11 protein-coding genes and 1 other RNA gene are annotated in these 12,890 nt (G+C 71.3%); 8 read left to right on the top strand and 4 right to left on the bottom strand.

The genetic code is table 11. The features are described from left to right. Nucleotides 1-56: 56 nt before the first annotated feature. Both NAF06_RS01710 and NAF06_RS01705 read right to left on the bottom strand, forming a co-directional pair. Entirely contained in the window at nucleotides 57-920 is an 864-nt protein-coding gene (locus tag NAF06_RS01710; RefSeq protein ID WP_008581562.1) for a 2-oxoacid:ferredoxin oxidoreductase subunit beta, read from the bottom strand. Nucleotides 921-923: 3 nt separating this feature from the next. Beyond that, nucleotides 924-2,681 carry a 2-oxoacid:acceptor oxidoreductase subunit alpha gene (locus NAF06_RS01705; protein WP_008581559.1) on the bottom strand — a complete coding sequence of 586 codons (1,758 nt, stop codon included), beginning with the start codon at nucleotides 2,679-2,681 and terminating at the stop codon, nucleotides 924-926. Between the two features lie 329 nt (nucleotides 2,682-3,010). On the opposite strand from NAF06_RS01705, the gene NAF06_RS01700 reads away from it, so the two are divergent. Beyond that, nucleotides 3,011-3,655, top strand: coding sequence for an FAD-dependent oxidoreductase (locus tag NAF06_RS01700; RefSeq protein ID WP_008581556.1), 645 nt, complete (start codon nucleotides 3,011-3,013; stop codon nucleotides 3,653-3,655). 88 nt (nucleotides 3,656-3,743) lie between these two features. Beyond that, nucleotides 3,744-4,769 (top strand): aldo/keto reductase, encoded by a 1,026-nt coding sequence (locus tag NAF06_RS01695; RefSeq protein WP_008581554.1) that lies wholly within the window; start codon nucleotides 3,744-3,746, stop codon nucleotides 4,767-4,769. Nucleotides 4,770-4,808: 39 nt separating this feature from the next. On the opposite strand, the gene NAF06_RS01690 is transcribed toward NAF06_RS01695, so the two are convergent. Beyond that, nucleotides 4,809-5,267: a DUF7992 family protein gene (locus NAF06_RS01690; protein WP_008581551.1), complete on the bottom strand. Its 459-nt coding sequence runs from the start codon at nucleotides 5,265-5,267 to the stop codon at nucleotides 4,809-4,811. A 114-nt stretch (nucleotides 5,268-5,381) separates the two neighbouring features. Between NAF06_RS01690 and NAF06_RS01685 the strand changes: the two genes are divergently transcribed. Then, nucleotides 5,382-5,795: a DUF7548 family protein gene (locus tag NAF06_RS01685; protein ID WP_008581550.1), complete on the top strand. Its 414-nt coding sequence runs from the start codon at nucleotides 5,382-5,384 to the stop codon at nucleotides 5,793-5,795. 49 nt (nucleotides 5,796-5,844) lie between these two features. Next, nucleotides 5,845-6,156, top strand: an RNA gene (ffs, locus tag NAF06_RS01680) — signal recognition particle sRNA. Nucleotides 6,157-6,619: 463 nt separating this feature from the next. On the opposite strand, the gene NAF06_RS01675 is transcribed toward ffs, so the two are convergent. Further along, nucleotides 6,620-7,204 (bottom strand): GNAT family N-acetyltransferase, encoded by a 585-nt coding sequence (locus NAF06_RS01675; protein WP_008581535.1) that lies wholly within the window; start codon nucleotides 7,202-7,204, stop codon nucleotides 6,620-6,622. Between the two features lie 122 nt (nucleotides 7,205-7,326). On the opposite strand from NAF06_RS01675, the gene ligA reads away from it, so the two are divergent. The 4 genes from ligA (at nucleotide 7,327) to NAF06_RS01655 (ending at nucleotide 12,606) form a co-directional block, all read left to right on the top strand. After that, complete coding sequence (ligA, locus tag NAF06_RS01670; RefSeq protein ID WP_008581533.1) at nucleotides 7,327-9,246, top strand: ATP-dependent DNA ligase LigA; 1,920 nt, start codon at nucleotides 7,327-7,329, stop codon at nucleotides 9,244-9,246. A 91-nt stretch (nucleotides 9,247-9,337) separates the two neighbouring features. Next, complete coding sequence (locus NAF06_RS01665; protein WP_008581531.1) at nucleotides 9,338-10,153, top strand: hypothetical protein; 816 nt, start codon at nucleotides 9,338-9,340, stop codon at nucleotides 10,151-10,153. Nucleotides 10,154-10,188: 35 nt separating this feature from the next. Next, nucleotides 10,189-10,923 carry an MBL fold metallo-hydrolase gene (locus NAF06_RS01660; RefSeq protein ID WP_008581527.1) on the top strand — a complete coding sequence of 245 codons (735 nt, stop codon included), beginning with the start codon at nucleotides 10,189-10,191 and terminating at the stop codon, nucleotides 10,921-10,923. Nucleotides 10,924-11,013: 90 nt separating this feature from the next. After that, nucleotides 11,014-12,606: a glutamate-cysteine ligase family protein gene (locus tag NAF06_RS01655; protein WP_008581526.1), complete on the top strand. Its 1,593-nt coding sequence runs from the start codon at nucleotides 11,014-11,016 to the stop codon at nucleotides 12,604-12,606. The last annotated feature ends 284 nt before the right edge of the window (nucleotides 12,607-12,890 follow it).

Raw genomic sequence — 12,890 nt, 5'->3', positions numbered from 1 at the left:
TTCGGCCGGTTTTGGCCGTCACGAGAGGACGGAATTACCCGCCCCGGACGACCGGTTCAGTAGAACTCGCGGACGAGGTCGGTCGCGCTCTCGGGCGCGCCGTCCGGGAGGACGGACATGTCCTCGTCGACGCCGTGCTGCTCGTGGTACGGCACCGACGACTCGTCTCGGTAGATGACGCCCTGGTGCTCCTTCTCGTTGTCGAGGATGACGTCTTTCGCGTCCTCTCGGTCGGTCGGGTCGTGGTCCTCCTCCTTCAGGTCGACCAGCGAGTCGCGGAAGTAGTCGTAGGTGTCGACGTCGTTGAAGGTGACGCACGGCGAGTAGACGTTCACGAAGCCGAACCCGTCGTGCTCGATGGCCTCCTGAATGATCTCCTGATGGCGGAGCGCGTCCGAGGAGAACGACTGCGCGATGAACGTCGCGCCCGAGGCGAGCGCCAGCGCGTGGGGGTTGACCGGGGGCTGTTTCGGACCGTCGGGGCTCGTCGACGTCTCGAAGTCCTCGCGCGAGGTGGGGGAGGCCTGCCCCTTCGTCAGCCCGTAGATGCGGTTGTCCATCACGACGTACGTCATGTCGACGTTCCGCCGGACGGCGTGGACGAAGTGGCCCGCGCCGATGGAGTAGCCGTCGCCGTCGCCGCCGGCGACCATCACTTCGATGTCGGGCCGGGCCATCTTGACGCCGGTTCCGACGGGAAGGGCGCGCCCGTGAACGCCGTGGAGCGCGTAGCTGTGCATGTACGTGCCGATTTTCCCGGAGCAGCCGATGCCGGCGACGACGAAGGTGTTGTCGGGGTCGTTCCCCGTCTCCGCGAGGCCCTTCATCATCCCGTTCATCGTGCCGAAGTCGCCGCACCCCGGACACCACGTCGGCTGCTTGTCGGACTTGAAGTCGGTGAATCGAATGTCTGAGCTCATTGGTTACGCCTCCACCCCCTCCGCGAGGGTCGCTTTGATGTCGTCTGCGAGTTCGTCGGCCTTGAACCGCACGCCGTTGTACTTGTTTATCCGGTCGACCCGTTCGAGCACGTCGTGCTCGACGAGGTCGGCGAACTGCCCCCGCTCGTTACACTCGACGACGACCGTCGTCTCGGCCGCCGCGACGTCATCCGAGAGGTCCGGCCGCGGGAACACGTACGGGACCGAGAGGACCCGCACGTCGATGCCCTCCTCGTCGAGGAACTCCACCGCCTCCGCGAGCGCGCCCTCGTTCGACCCCCAGGTGATCACGAGGGTGTCCGCGTCCGCGTCGCCGAACTCGCGCGGGCTCCAGTCCTCGCGCTCGCGGGCCGTCTCCACCTTGCGGTTGCGCTTGTCGACCTGCTCGACGCGCATCTCGGTGTCCTCGGTCCGGCGGCCCTGCTCGTCGTGTTCGAGGCCGGTGGACATGTGCGCGCCGTCGGCCGTGCCGGGGAACGCCCGCGGCGAGATCCCGTCGTCGGTGATCTCGTGGGGCTGGAAGCCGCCGGAGTCGCTCATGTGGTCGTCGATGGTCGTCTCGTCGACGACCTTGCCGCGCTCGATCTCCACCTCGTCCATGTCGAAGGTCTCCGGCGAGAACGTCTGCTCGGTGACCGCCATCGAGAGGTCGGCGGTGAGGTAGACCGGGAGCTGGTACTTCTCGGCGAGGTTGAACGCCTCGACCGTCTTCCAGAAGCACTCGTCGATGGTCGTCGGCGCGAGCACGAACCGGGGGACCTCGCCGTGGCCGCCGTACAACATCCCGTTGAGGTCGCCCTGCTCCTGTTTCGTCGGCATCCCCGTCGAGGGGCCCGAGCGCATCACGTTACAGATGACGAGCGGCGTCTCCGAGGTGGCGATGAGCCCGAACGTCTCGGTCATCAGGTCGATCCCCGGCCCGGAGGTGGCGGTCATCGCGCGAGCGCCGCCGCGGGCCGCGCCCAGCGCCATGTTGATCGCCGACAGCTCGTCTTCCGCCTGGACGACGTGGCCGCCGTACCGCTCGATGCGGCCCGTGAGGTACGTCATCACGTCCGTCGCGGGCGTGATCGGGTAGCCGGCGTAGAAGCGGCAGCCGGCCGCGATAGCGCCCATCCCGATCGCCTCGTCGCCGTTGAGGAGGACGTAGTCCTCGTCGGTGGTCTCCAGATCGTAGTCGAACTCGTGGTCGTACTCCTCGGCGACGTACGACTGGCCGGCGCGCGCGGCCTCCTTGTTGTTGTCGACCAGCTTCTGACCTTTGTCCTTGAACCGCTTTTCGAGCGCCGAGTCGAGGTTCTCGATGGGGAACTCGGCCACCTCGCAGGCGGCCCCGAGCGCGACGACGTTCCGCATGATCGCCCCGCCCGCCTCCTCGGCGAGGCTCTTGAGCGGCACGTCCAGCCCGATCATCTCCTCTGGGATCTCGACGTCTTGCATCGTCGTCCGCTCGCCGTCGTAGATGATCACCGACCCCTCGTGGAGCTCGTCGAGATTCTCCTCGATCGTCCGGGGGGTCAGGGCGATGAGCACGTCGAGCCGGTCAACGACGCTCTGTACCTTGTCGACGGACGTCCGCACCTTGTAGGCGGTGTAGCCGCCTCGGATCCGCGATGCGAAGTCCTTCGACGTGAACACGTGCCGACCCGCGCGGGAAAGCGCCTGCGCGAAGATCTTCCCCGTCGAGTCGATGCCGTCGCCGGCCTCTCCGCCGACAGCCCAGTTGAAATCCGCGGCCATGTACTATGGGCAAGATTCCGGCGGACTCATCAAAAGGCTTCTGGAAGGAGACACCGACGTATTTCTGAACGAACGTTTTCCGGTTCGCGAATATTGTCGTCTTTAGCCCCTGTCATCCGTTCGAGTTCAGAGATAATTGGACGTGTATTCACCACTTTCCTCACGATCGTCCCTTCGCGTCGGACCGGTTTTCGACGAACGTCGAACACATCACCCCGGTGATCGGCCGCGGGTGGGTGGGTCGGGGGTCGGTGGGTCGGATCGGTTTCGGCACGGGCAGGACCGACGCCGACGGGAAGGGGTTTGTGTCTCGCCCGCCGATCCAGTGTATGGACACGACAGCGACGGTCGAGTCGGTCGAGTCGGTCGGCCCCGACACGTACGCCCTCCGGTTCCGCGCGCCAGACGGGGTCGCGGCCGAGCCCGGACAGTTCGTGAAGCTCGGCACCGAGATAGACGGCGAGTCGGTGGCCCGCTTCTACACCCTCTCGTCGCCCCACGTGGACGACGCGTTCGAGGTCACGGTCGGGATCGACCCCGACGAGGGCGGCGACTTCTCGGCGTTCCTCGCGAACGCCGAGGCCGGCACCGAGATGACCCTCTCCGGCCCCTACGGCGACCAGCACTACGACGGCGAGGCGCGCGCGGTCGTGATCGCCGGCGGTCCCGGGATCGGTCCCGCGGTCGCCATCGCCGAGCGCGCGCTCGACGAGGGGGCCGAGGCCGCGGTCGTCTACCGCGACAACGACGTCGCCCACGCCGACCGGGTAGAGGCCCTCCGCGAGCGGGGTGCCGCGGTCCACCTCCTCGGCGCGGACGAGGCGCTCACCGACGCCGTCGCCGACGTGCTCACGGGCGTGGACGGCGAGACGGCGTTCGTCTACGGGTTCGCCGACCTCGTCGCGGACGCGGAGGCCGCCATCGACGCCGCCGGCGGCGACGCGGACGCCGCGAAGGTCGAGAACTTCGGGTAGCCGCCGGACCCGGCTGGGCCCTCCGATCCCCGCCGCGCCGCCCGCCGGTGCCGTCACGCTTTACCTGCCCGCCCAGAGACGTGCCGGCATGGACTACCGGCGACTCGGGAACACCGGGCTCAGCGTCTCGGAGCTGTGTCTGGGGACGTGGCGGTTCGGACGCGAGACGAACGGCGTCGTCGAGACGGGCCGCGAGGAGGCCCACGAACTGCTCGACGCGGCCGCGGAGCGCGGGATCAACTTCATCGACACGGCCAACGTCTACGGGACGCCCCACGGGACGAGCGAGGAGTACATCGGCGAGTGGCTCGCCGAGCGCGACCGCGAGGACTACGTGATCGCCTCGAAGGTGTACTTCCCGTTCGACGGCCGCGGCGAACCCGGCCCGAACGACTCCGGGCTGGGGCGGAAGCACATCCGCGCGCAGGTCGAGGGGACGCTCGATCGCCTCGACACGGACTACCTCGACGTCTACTACATCCACCGCTGGGACGACGAGACCCCGATCGAGGAGACGATGCGCGTCCTCGACGAGCTCGTCTCTGAGGGGAAGGTCCACCACCTCGGCGCGTCGACGATGGCGGCCTGGCGGCTGACGAAGGCGCAGTGGACCGCCGACGTCAACGACTACGCCGCCTTCGACGTGGTCCAGCCGCTCCACCACGCGGGCTACTACGAGGACGTGCGCGAGTACCTCGACGTCTGTATCGACCAGGACCTGGCCGTCTGCCCGTACTCCCCGCTCGCCGGCGGGTTCCTCACCGGGAAGTACGAGCGCGCCGACCCGGACGACCCCGAGCAGGTGATCGCGCCCGACGGGTCCCGCGCGAGCTTCGACGACCGGTTCGAGCGCTTCTACCTCTCGGAGCGCGGCTGGAAGGTGCTCGACGCGGTCCGCGAGGTCGCCGACGAGCTCGACGCCACGCCCGCGCAGGTCGCGCTCGCGTGGCTCACCGAGTGGGACGAGTTCACCTGCGTCCCGATCGTCGGCGCGCGGACGGTTGACCAGCTCGACGAGAACGTCGCCGCGGTCGACCTCGACCTCTCCGGCGAGCAGTGGGACCGGATCATGGACGCGCGCTACGACCCGGACGGGAACCTCTGGGGGCACTGAGGGGACTGCGAGTGCGAGCGGGGGCGTCCTCGCCGCCCGCTACGCCTCGAAGTCCGGGAGGTCGTCCGGCGCGTCGAAGTCGGCCTCCCAGTCGATGTACTCCGTTTTGAGCGTCTCGCAGACGATCTGACCGAGCTCCGTGAGCCCGGCGTTGATGGCGGAGACGGTCCCCCACGAGTCCAGCTCGGGGTGGAGGTCGCGCTCCTTCCAGTCCTCCGGCAGTCCGGGCGCGTGGTAGCCGACGCGGTCGGCGAAGTCGTCCCAGAAGAAGTCGAACCGGGAGACTAACCCGAGGTCGACGGCGATCCGCCAGTCCGCCTCGTCCACGTCGCTGCCGGCGGCCCACTCGTCGAACGCCTCCTCCCACGCGCCCTCGCGGAGGAACGCCTCCAGCTCGTCGCGGCGGTACTCGCCGCCCGAGACCTCGGCGTCCTCGTACTCGTTCGGGTCGACGGCGGCGAGTTCGGGGGGGTCCGGCGGGTCGACGTCGAGTGACATGTTCCGGTGTGGGGGCCGCCGGGGCAAAACGCTACGGGAACGGTCCGGGTCGTCGCGGCGCTGTCGGTGCGTCCGATCCGGTCCTTTTACCGCGGCTCGACTCCGAGTGCGAGTATGGACCTCCGCGCCGTCTCGCGCCGGGTCGGAATCGCCGCCGCCGTCGTCACCGTCGTCGCGCTCGTCGCGCCGTACGCGGTCATCTCGGGACCGGAGTACGCCTCGCAGCTGGCGACGTACTACGCGTCCGGCGTCGTCGGCTGGGGCGGAATCACGCTGTTCGCGCTGTTGAGCGCGGTCGTCATCGCCTCCGTCGAGCAGGGGAACGTCGACCCCGGAACGCTCGCCGGCGTGGCGGTCGTCCTCGCGTTCGCGACCACCCTGAGCGCGGCGAGCTGGGCGGCGGCGGTCGAGCCGAGCCCGGTGTTCCGCGACAACCTCTGGCTGGTGTGGCACGCGCCCGCCGTCGTCGCGCTGTCGATCCCCCTGCCGCTCTCCGCGGCGGCGTACGCCCGGGTCGTGTTGTCGTAACCTCGCGGCCGCCGAACGAAAGGCCCTTATGCCGGACCCGAATATCGTCGAACGGACTAGGTCGGGCGGTTAGGCCCCGCTCGTAACCCGTGAGGCAGTCTTTAGCGGGGACCGAACAGCGGGCACGTCCGGTCAGACCGGCACGGGCCCCGAGAGCCAACGTGGAAGCCTCGTCCGCCGGGGACAGCGGTCCGCGACGCCCGCTCGCAGGAGCGGTCCGTCGCGGTTCGTCGGCGACACCGGGTCAGGCGCGGAAGCGAGCAGCCCACCGCCGGACGCCCGTCGCTCGTCGGGTCGCGGGGTGGAGGAGGCAATCGGGATACCCCGTGACGGAACGCCGGGCTCCCCCGCCTGTCCACCATTCATACGCGTTCTTCGACCGATTAGTGAGTGGAGTGTTCTGAGACGTTCGAAACGCTGGACTGTGCGCCGTTGTGACCGACACATCGACCGAGGCCCCCGGAGCCCCGGACGCTCGACTGTACGGAGTTGATTTTATTGATGGTGCTTCGGTCGACGCGCACACCACTGAAGCCCCAGTCGGGGGGGGGGAGGGGGGGGAGGCGCACGCTCGCTGCGCTCCTCGTCGCTCGTTTCACTCGCTCCTGCGGTGCTTACTTCGCCTGCGCCCCCCTCGCGACTGCCCCTTCGAGTCCCGCCCTGTACAGCACCGCGGCCTCACGCCTCCCCAGCCTCGTCGGTCGCCGTCGCTTCGCTCGGCGACCGACTCCCTCGCGCGTGCTGCTCGGCCGCAAGGCGGCCTCGCAGGCACGCGCCACCGCGGATGGATGGAAAGCCTCAGAACAGAGAACGAGCCGGGTCTGTCAGCGCCCGGTGTCGTACTTGTAGGTCGCCGAGTCGGGGTCGATCCCGAAGTCCTCGGCGGACTCCTCCGGCTCGTCGCCGCCGGTGGGCTCGGCCTCTTTGAACGCCCGGCGGAACCGGGACGGCATCTCGAAGTCGTCGACCGCGAGTCGGAGTCCGACGACCCCGCCGCCGAGGAACTCCCGCTTCTCGGTGAGGCGGTCGGAGAGCGCGGGCGGGAGGTCGTCCGTGTCGACGCGCTCGAAGCCGAACTGCGTCAGGTACTCCGGCTGGTCGGTGAGCACGTACACCGTCTCGAAGCCGTCCGCGGCCGCGGTGTCGACGAGGCGCTCGACGACGTGCGCCCCGACCCCGCGGTCGCGCCACTCCGGCAGGACGCCGATGCCCGTCAGCTCGATCCGGTTCTCCTCGCCGTCGTCGCCGCGGTGAAGCCGGAGCCGCCCGAAGCCGGCCCGGTCGTTCGACTCCTCGTCGACCGCGATCACGTAGTCCCGCGACCGGAAGGCGACGTCGTCGAGCCCCAACTGCTCGATCGCGTCCAACAACCACGCCTCGTCACGGTTTTTGGCGTCGCGGACGTACATGTCCGGGCATACGGCGGCGGAGGTGAAAAGCGGTTCCCCGCCGCGGATCCGAACCCCGCCGCCGGCCCCGACCGGCGCGCGCATCGGGTCGCTTTTGCCCGCCGGCCGCCGACCCGACGCGTATGGAATTCGCCGCGCTGGCGGAACGGGCGGACCGGCTGGCCGCGATCGACGGCGACATCGAGACGACGCTCGCGGCGGCCGACCTGCTCGTCGACGCCGGCTCCGCGGGAGACGCCGACGTCGCAGGAGACGCCGACGCCGCGGCTGACACCGACACCGACGGATCGGGCGACGACCTCCCGGTCGTCACCCGCTTCCTGCTCGGCCGCGTCTTCCCCGCACACGACACGCGCACCCTCGACATCGGGCCCGCGCTCTGCCGGGAGGCGATCGCCCGCGCCGCCGGCCCGAACGTCTCGGCGAGCGACGTCGAGGACCGCCTCGCGGAGCGCGGCGAGATCGGTTCCGTCGCGGCCGCGTACGACCTCGGCGGCCAGCGGGGCCTCGCCGCGTTCGGCGGCGGCCGCGACGCGCTCACCGTCGCGGCGGTCGACGAGGCGCTCCGCGACCTCGCGGCCGAGAGCGGCGACGGCAGCGAGTCGCGGAAGCGGGACGCGCTGTTCGGACTGTTCACCCGGTGTTCGCCGAGCGAGGCGGCGTTCCTCGCCCGACTCGTCCTCGGCGAGATGCGACTCGGCGTCGGCGAGGGGACGATCCGGGACGCGGTCGCGGAGGCGTTCCTCGCGCCCGACCCGGAACGGGACGGCGAGGGAGACGACGCCCCCGACGCCGACGGCGAGGACGCCTTCGAGGCCGCCGACTCGGAGAGCAATGACCTCGCGCTCCGCGCGAGCGACGAGGCGATCGCCGCCGTCGAACGCGCGCTTCAGGTGACCAACGACTACGGCCGGGTCGCGGTCCGCGCCCGCGACGAGGGGACCGAGGGGCTGCGCGCGGAGTCGCTCCGCGTCGGCCGGCCCGTTCAGGCGATGCTCGCGCAGGCGGGCACCGCGACCGACGCGGTCGACTCGTTCGGCGAGGTCGCCGTCGAGACGAAGTTCGACGGCGCGCGCGTTCAGGTCCACTACGCGCCCGACGGCGGGAACTCGGGGGACGGGGAGGGCCTCGGCCCGCGGCTCTACTCGCGGAACATGGACGACGTGACCGAGGCGCTCCCGGAGATCGTCGAGTACGTCGCCGACCGCGTCGACGTCCCGGTCATCTTGGACGGCGAGGTCGTCGCGGTCGACGACGCGGGCGACCCGCTCCCGTTCCAAGAAGTGCTCCGGCGCTTCCGCCGGAAACACGACGTCGACCGGATGCGCGAGACCGTCTCGCTGCGGCTCCACGCCTTCGACTGCCTCCACGCCGACGGCGACGACCTGCTGGACGAGTCCCTCCGCGTCCGCCACGACCGGCTCCGGGCAGTCCTCGGCGACGCGGCTGCGGACCTCGCGCTCGCGGACGACCCGGACGCGATCGCGGCCGCGGAGCGCGACGCCCTCGACGCGGGCCACGAGGGCGTCATGCTGAAGAACCCCGAGGCGGCGTACACCCCGGGCGACCGCGGGCGCGACTGGCTGAAACGCAAGCCGGACGTGGAGACGCTCGACGCGGTCGTCGTCGGCGCGGAGTGGGGCGAGGGACGCCGCGCGGAGCTGTTCGGCACGTTCCTGCTCGCCGTCCGCGACGAGGGCGGGGCGGGCGACGCCCCGGACCGCGACGACCCCGACGACGCGGCGGACCTCGTCCCCCCGGGGTACGCCACGGTCGGGAAGGTGGCGACGGGGATCACGGACGAGGCGCTCGCGGACCTCACGGAGCGGCTGGAACCCCACGTCGTCGGCGAGTCGGGGACGACTGTCGCGTTCGACCCGGAACTCGTGGTCGAGGTCGGCTACGAGGAGATCCAGACCTCGCCGACCTACTCGGCCGGCTACGCCCTCCGGTTCCCCCGGTTCGTCGGCGTCCGCGAGGACAAGTCCGTCGACGACGCCGACTCCCTCGCCCGCGTCCGCCGACTCGCCGGCGACGACTGATCCGGCCGAGTGGACGGGGTCCCGGACGGAGGCCGACGGCCGGCGTTCCGCCACGCGAAACCCCTTCACGCTCCGGGCCCTACGGTCGGACATGGTAGGCCCCCTCGGCGACGCGACGCGGCGCGACCTCGCAGACGCGGCCGCCGCTCGGCTCGCCGCGGAGGGGTTCGACGTGTCCCGTCCGGAGTCGGGCGCGGAACCGCCCGCGGTCGCGACCCGCGGCGACGACCGGGTCGCGGTGGAGCCGCTCGCCGCGGACGACGCGACGCCCGTCGTTATCACCTCGCGGCTGGGCCACGCGCTCGACCGCGACCGCCGCGTCCTGTTCGCCGTCCGCGACGCCGACACCGCGGCCGCCGTGCGCGACCTCCTCGCCGACCCGCCGCTGCTCGCCGCCAGACGCGACGGCCGCCGGACGTTCCACCTCGGGCCGGACCGGATCCCGGTCTCCGGCGGCGGCTACGCCTGCGTCCGCGCCGACGGCCTCGGCGAGCCGACGTTCGCGTGGCGCGAGACGGACACCCCCGCCGGGCCGGTCGCGGCCGGCGCAGATGTCGACGCCGCCGCGGTCGACGACGACGGCCGGCCGGCGGTCCCCCGGCTCGTCTGTGAGGTCGACGGCGCGCCCATCGCGGTCCTCGCGGGCGTCGAGAGCCTCCGGACGCCGGCCGACGAGGTGTTCCCGTTCGCGTACCGCCGCGACCCGGCCGACAAGCGGTTCCGCGTCCGGCGGGGCGACGACGGGACCGTCGTCGAGACCGTCGGCGGGTTCGGTGCGATGCGCGACGCCGGGTACGTTCCGGTCCCGATGCCGCTGGTGCCCGAACACGCGCTCGGGCGCTCGCTTGACGACGACGCGCTCGCCGCCGCGTGGGACCTCGTCGTGATCGGCGAGGGGGACCGATAGCCACCCTCAAGGCGTCCGCGGCCGCAGACGGTGACATGACGGTCCGCTACGAGGAACTCGCGGTGGAGTGGCTCGGCTACGCGACGGCGCGGTTAGCGACCGACGACGGGCCGGTCGCCTACACCGACCCCGGCCGGTACGGCGTCCTCGACGACTACTGGGCGCGCGACGGCGACCTCGTCGTCGTCACCCACGACCACCACTACGACAGCGACGGGATCCGGTCGGTCGCGAGCGAGGACGCGACGCTCGTGATCTACGAGGCGGTCGACCCCGCCGGCATCGACCGCGACGTGGAGCCGATCGACGCGCTCGCCGACGACTACGAGATCGTCCGCGTCGGCGAGGAGGACCGCGTCGACGTCGACACGCCCGCCGGCGAGGTGCGAGTGTGGTCAGTTCCCGCCCACAACGACCCGGAAGGGCCGAACGCCGACGCCGACGGCTCCGTCGCGCACCCGCCCGGCTTCGGCTGCGGCTTCCTGCTGTCGCTCGGCGGCCGTACCGTCTTCTGGCCCGGCGACTCGGACGCGCTCGACGGGTTCGCCGAGCTCGACGTCTCCGTCTTCCTCGCGAACATCGGCGGGGGCGGCATCGTCGCGGACCGGCGCGAGTCGGCCGACCTCGCCGAGGCGATGGGTCCCGACCTCGTCGTCCCGATCCACTACGACACCTTCGACCTGCTGGAAGCCGACGGCGAGGCGTTCGCCGGCGACGTCGCGAGCCGGTCGATCCCGGTCGCGCTCGACGCTCGCTCGGCGAACCAGTAGTCGGACCGGGTCTGCCGCGGGCCTGGTCCCGCGGTCGGGCCGCCTTCCGGCCGGAGGCCTTTTTACCTCGCCGGGTCCTTCCCCGGTCGCATGACCACCGAGTCCGCGCTGGCCGACGGGGTCCGGGAGGCGCTTTCGGTCGACGCCGAGGCGTTCGCCGAGCGCGCGGCCGAGGAGGCCGAGATCGTCAAACAGGAGCTCCGCGACGGCTCCTTCGACAACCACCAGTCGATCGTCGGCTTCGAGTACGAGTTCTACGCGGTCGGCGACGGGCGGTGGAGCGAAGAGTCGCGCGCGGGCGAGTACGCGCTCATGCGCGTCCCGCGCCGCCTGCTGGAGCTGATGGGCTTCGAGAAGGAGCTGGGGCTCCACAACGCCGAGATGTCGACGAGCCCGCAGCCGCTCTCCGACCACGGCCTGCGCGCCCAGCTCGCCGAGGTCCGGGCGCGGCTGGAGGCCGCGGAGAACACCGCGGGCGTCGAGGGGATGCGGCTCGTCTCCGACGGGCTCTGGACCGTCCCGCCCGCGGGCGAGACCGCCGAGGGGTACCTCACGGACAGCGTCGAGGTCGACGGCGTGGTCGTCGCGGTCAACATGAGCGACGCGGTGCGGTACCACGCGATGGCCAACGACCGTCCGGAGAACTCGGCGGACGCCGACCCGAACACCGGGGACGGAGACCCGGCCGTTCGCCTCGACGCGCCGGGGGTGTCGCTGGCGGCCGAGACGGTGATGCCCGAGAGCCTCATCACGTCGATCCAGCCCCACTACCAGGTGGCACACGCCGAGACGCTGCCCCGGCACTTCCGGTACGCGCTGCGGATCGCCGGCCCGCTGCTGGCGCTCGGCGCGAACTCCCCCTTCTTCCCGCCGGAGCTGTACGACGACGACTGGGACGGCGAGCGCGTCCTCGCCGAGGGCGCGACCGCGAACCGGATCCACGTGTTCGAGTCCGTCCTCAACGCCCGGACCGACGCCGACAAGGTCCGGTTCCCGCGCGACTTCCGCGACGTCGAGACCGCGGTCGACCGCATCGCGGCCGACGAGACGCTGATCCCGATGCCCGACCCCGGCGGCAGCGACCGCTTCGACGACGCGTTCGCGACGTTCCGGACGAAACACGGCAGCTACTGGCGGTGGGTCCGCCCCGTCTTCGAGGGGTCCAGCCGCTCCGCCGCGAACGCGCGGATCGAGTTCCGCCCGATTCCCGGCCAGCCCACGGTCCGCGACTCCATCGCGTTTCAGGGGGCGTTCGCGGGGCTGATGCAGGCGCTCCCGCAGCACGAACACCCCGTCATCGGACTCGACTGGGAGACCGCCCGCGACAACTTCTACGCCGCGGTCGTGGACGGGCTTGACGCCGACATGGAGTGGATCGGCAACGACGGCGAGCGCACGACCGATATCGACGCCCTGTACGACGACCTCCTCGACCACGCGGAGGCCGGGCTCCGGACCGCCGGTTGCGCCGCCGACGAGGCGGCCGAGTGGGTCGCGCCGCTCCGCTGGCGCGTCGCGAACCGCACGACGCCGGCGAGCTGGAAGCGCGACCGCGTCCGCGAGCGCCTCGACGACGGCGACGACTTCGCGACCGCGGTCGAGGACACCCAACGAGAGTACATCGCGCGGCAGTCCGAGACGCTCATCGACGGCGGATTCTCGGCGTGGACCGGAGACCGCTGACCCGATCTCCCGCGACGATTTTCCCAACCCCAGACGCCGTGGCGCGCGCCTGCGAGCGGCCGCCACCGGCGGCCGCGAGACAGCACGTGCGAGGGAGTCGCTGGCGGTCGAGCGAAGCGAGGACCGCCAGCGACGAGGCTGGGGAGGCGTGAGGTGCGGTGCTGCGCGGTGCGGGGCGGGACTCGAAGGGGCAGCCGGGAGGGCGAAGACGCGCGACGCAAGGACCGCAACGAGGGAGCGACAGCGACCGAGTGAGGACCACAGCGAGCGCATCGAGTCCTCCC

It is taken from the genome of Halorubrum hochsteinianum (assembly GCF_023702125.1).
Lineage (GTDB): Archaea > Halobacteriota > Halobacteria > Halobacteriales > Haloferacaceae > Halorubrum > Halorubrum hochsteinianum.
The sequence above is the reverse complement of the archived record's forward strand: the minus strand, read 5'-3'. Positions and strand labels throughout refer to the sequence as shown.

What these genes read in the sequence shown, in the direction of transcription:
- NAF06_RS01710 (WP_008581562.1), bottom strand. Translation starts at nt 920, where the DNA reads ATGAGCTCAGACATTCGATTCACCGACTTCAAGTCCGACAAGCAGCCG.
- NAF06_RS01705 (WP_008581559.1), bottom strand. Translation starts at nt 2,681, where the DNA reads ATGGCCGCGGATTTCAACTGGGCTGTCGGCGGAGAGGCCGGCGACGGC.
- NAF06_RS01700 (WP_008581556.1), top strand. Translation starts at nt 3,011, where the DNA reads ATGGACACGACAGCGACGGTCGAGTCGGTCGAGTCGGTCGGCCCCGAC.
- NAF06_RS01695 (WP_008581554.1), top strand. Translation starts at nt 3,744, where the DNA reads ATGGACTACCGGCGACTCGGGAACACCGGGCTCAGCGTCTCGGAGCTG.
- NAF06_RS01690 (WP_008581551.1), bottom strand. Translation starts at nt 5,267, where the DNA reads ATGTCACTCGACGTCGACCCGCCGGACCCCCCCGAACTCGCCGCCGTC.
- NAF06_RS01685 (WP_008581550.1), top strand. Translation starts at nt 5,382, where the DNA reads ATGGACCTCCGCGCCGTCTCGCGCCGGGTCGGAATCGCCGCCGCCGTC.
- NAF06_RS01675 (WP_008581535.1), bottom strand. Translation starts at nt 7,204, where the DNA reads ATGTACGTCCGCGACGCCAAAAACCGTGACGAGGCGTGGTTGTTGGAC.
- ligA (WP_008581533.1), top strand. Translation starts at nt 7,327, where the DNA reads ATGGAATTCGCCGCGCTGGCGGAACGGGCGGACCGGCTGGCCGCGATC.
- NAF06_RS01665 (WP_008581531.1), top strand. Translation starts at nt 9,338, where the DNA reads ATGGTAGGCCCCCTCGGCGACGCGACGCGGCGCGACCTCGCAGACGCG.
- NAF06_RS01660 (WP_008581527.1), top strand. Translation starts at nt 10,189, where the DNA reads ATGACGGTCCGCTACGAGGAACTCGCGGTGGAGTGGCTCGGCTACGCG.
- NAF06_RS01655 (WP_008581526.1), top strand. Translation starts at nt 11,014, where the DNA reads ATGACCACCGAGTCCGCGCTGGCCGACGGGGTCCGGGAGGCGCTTTCG.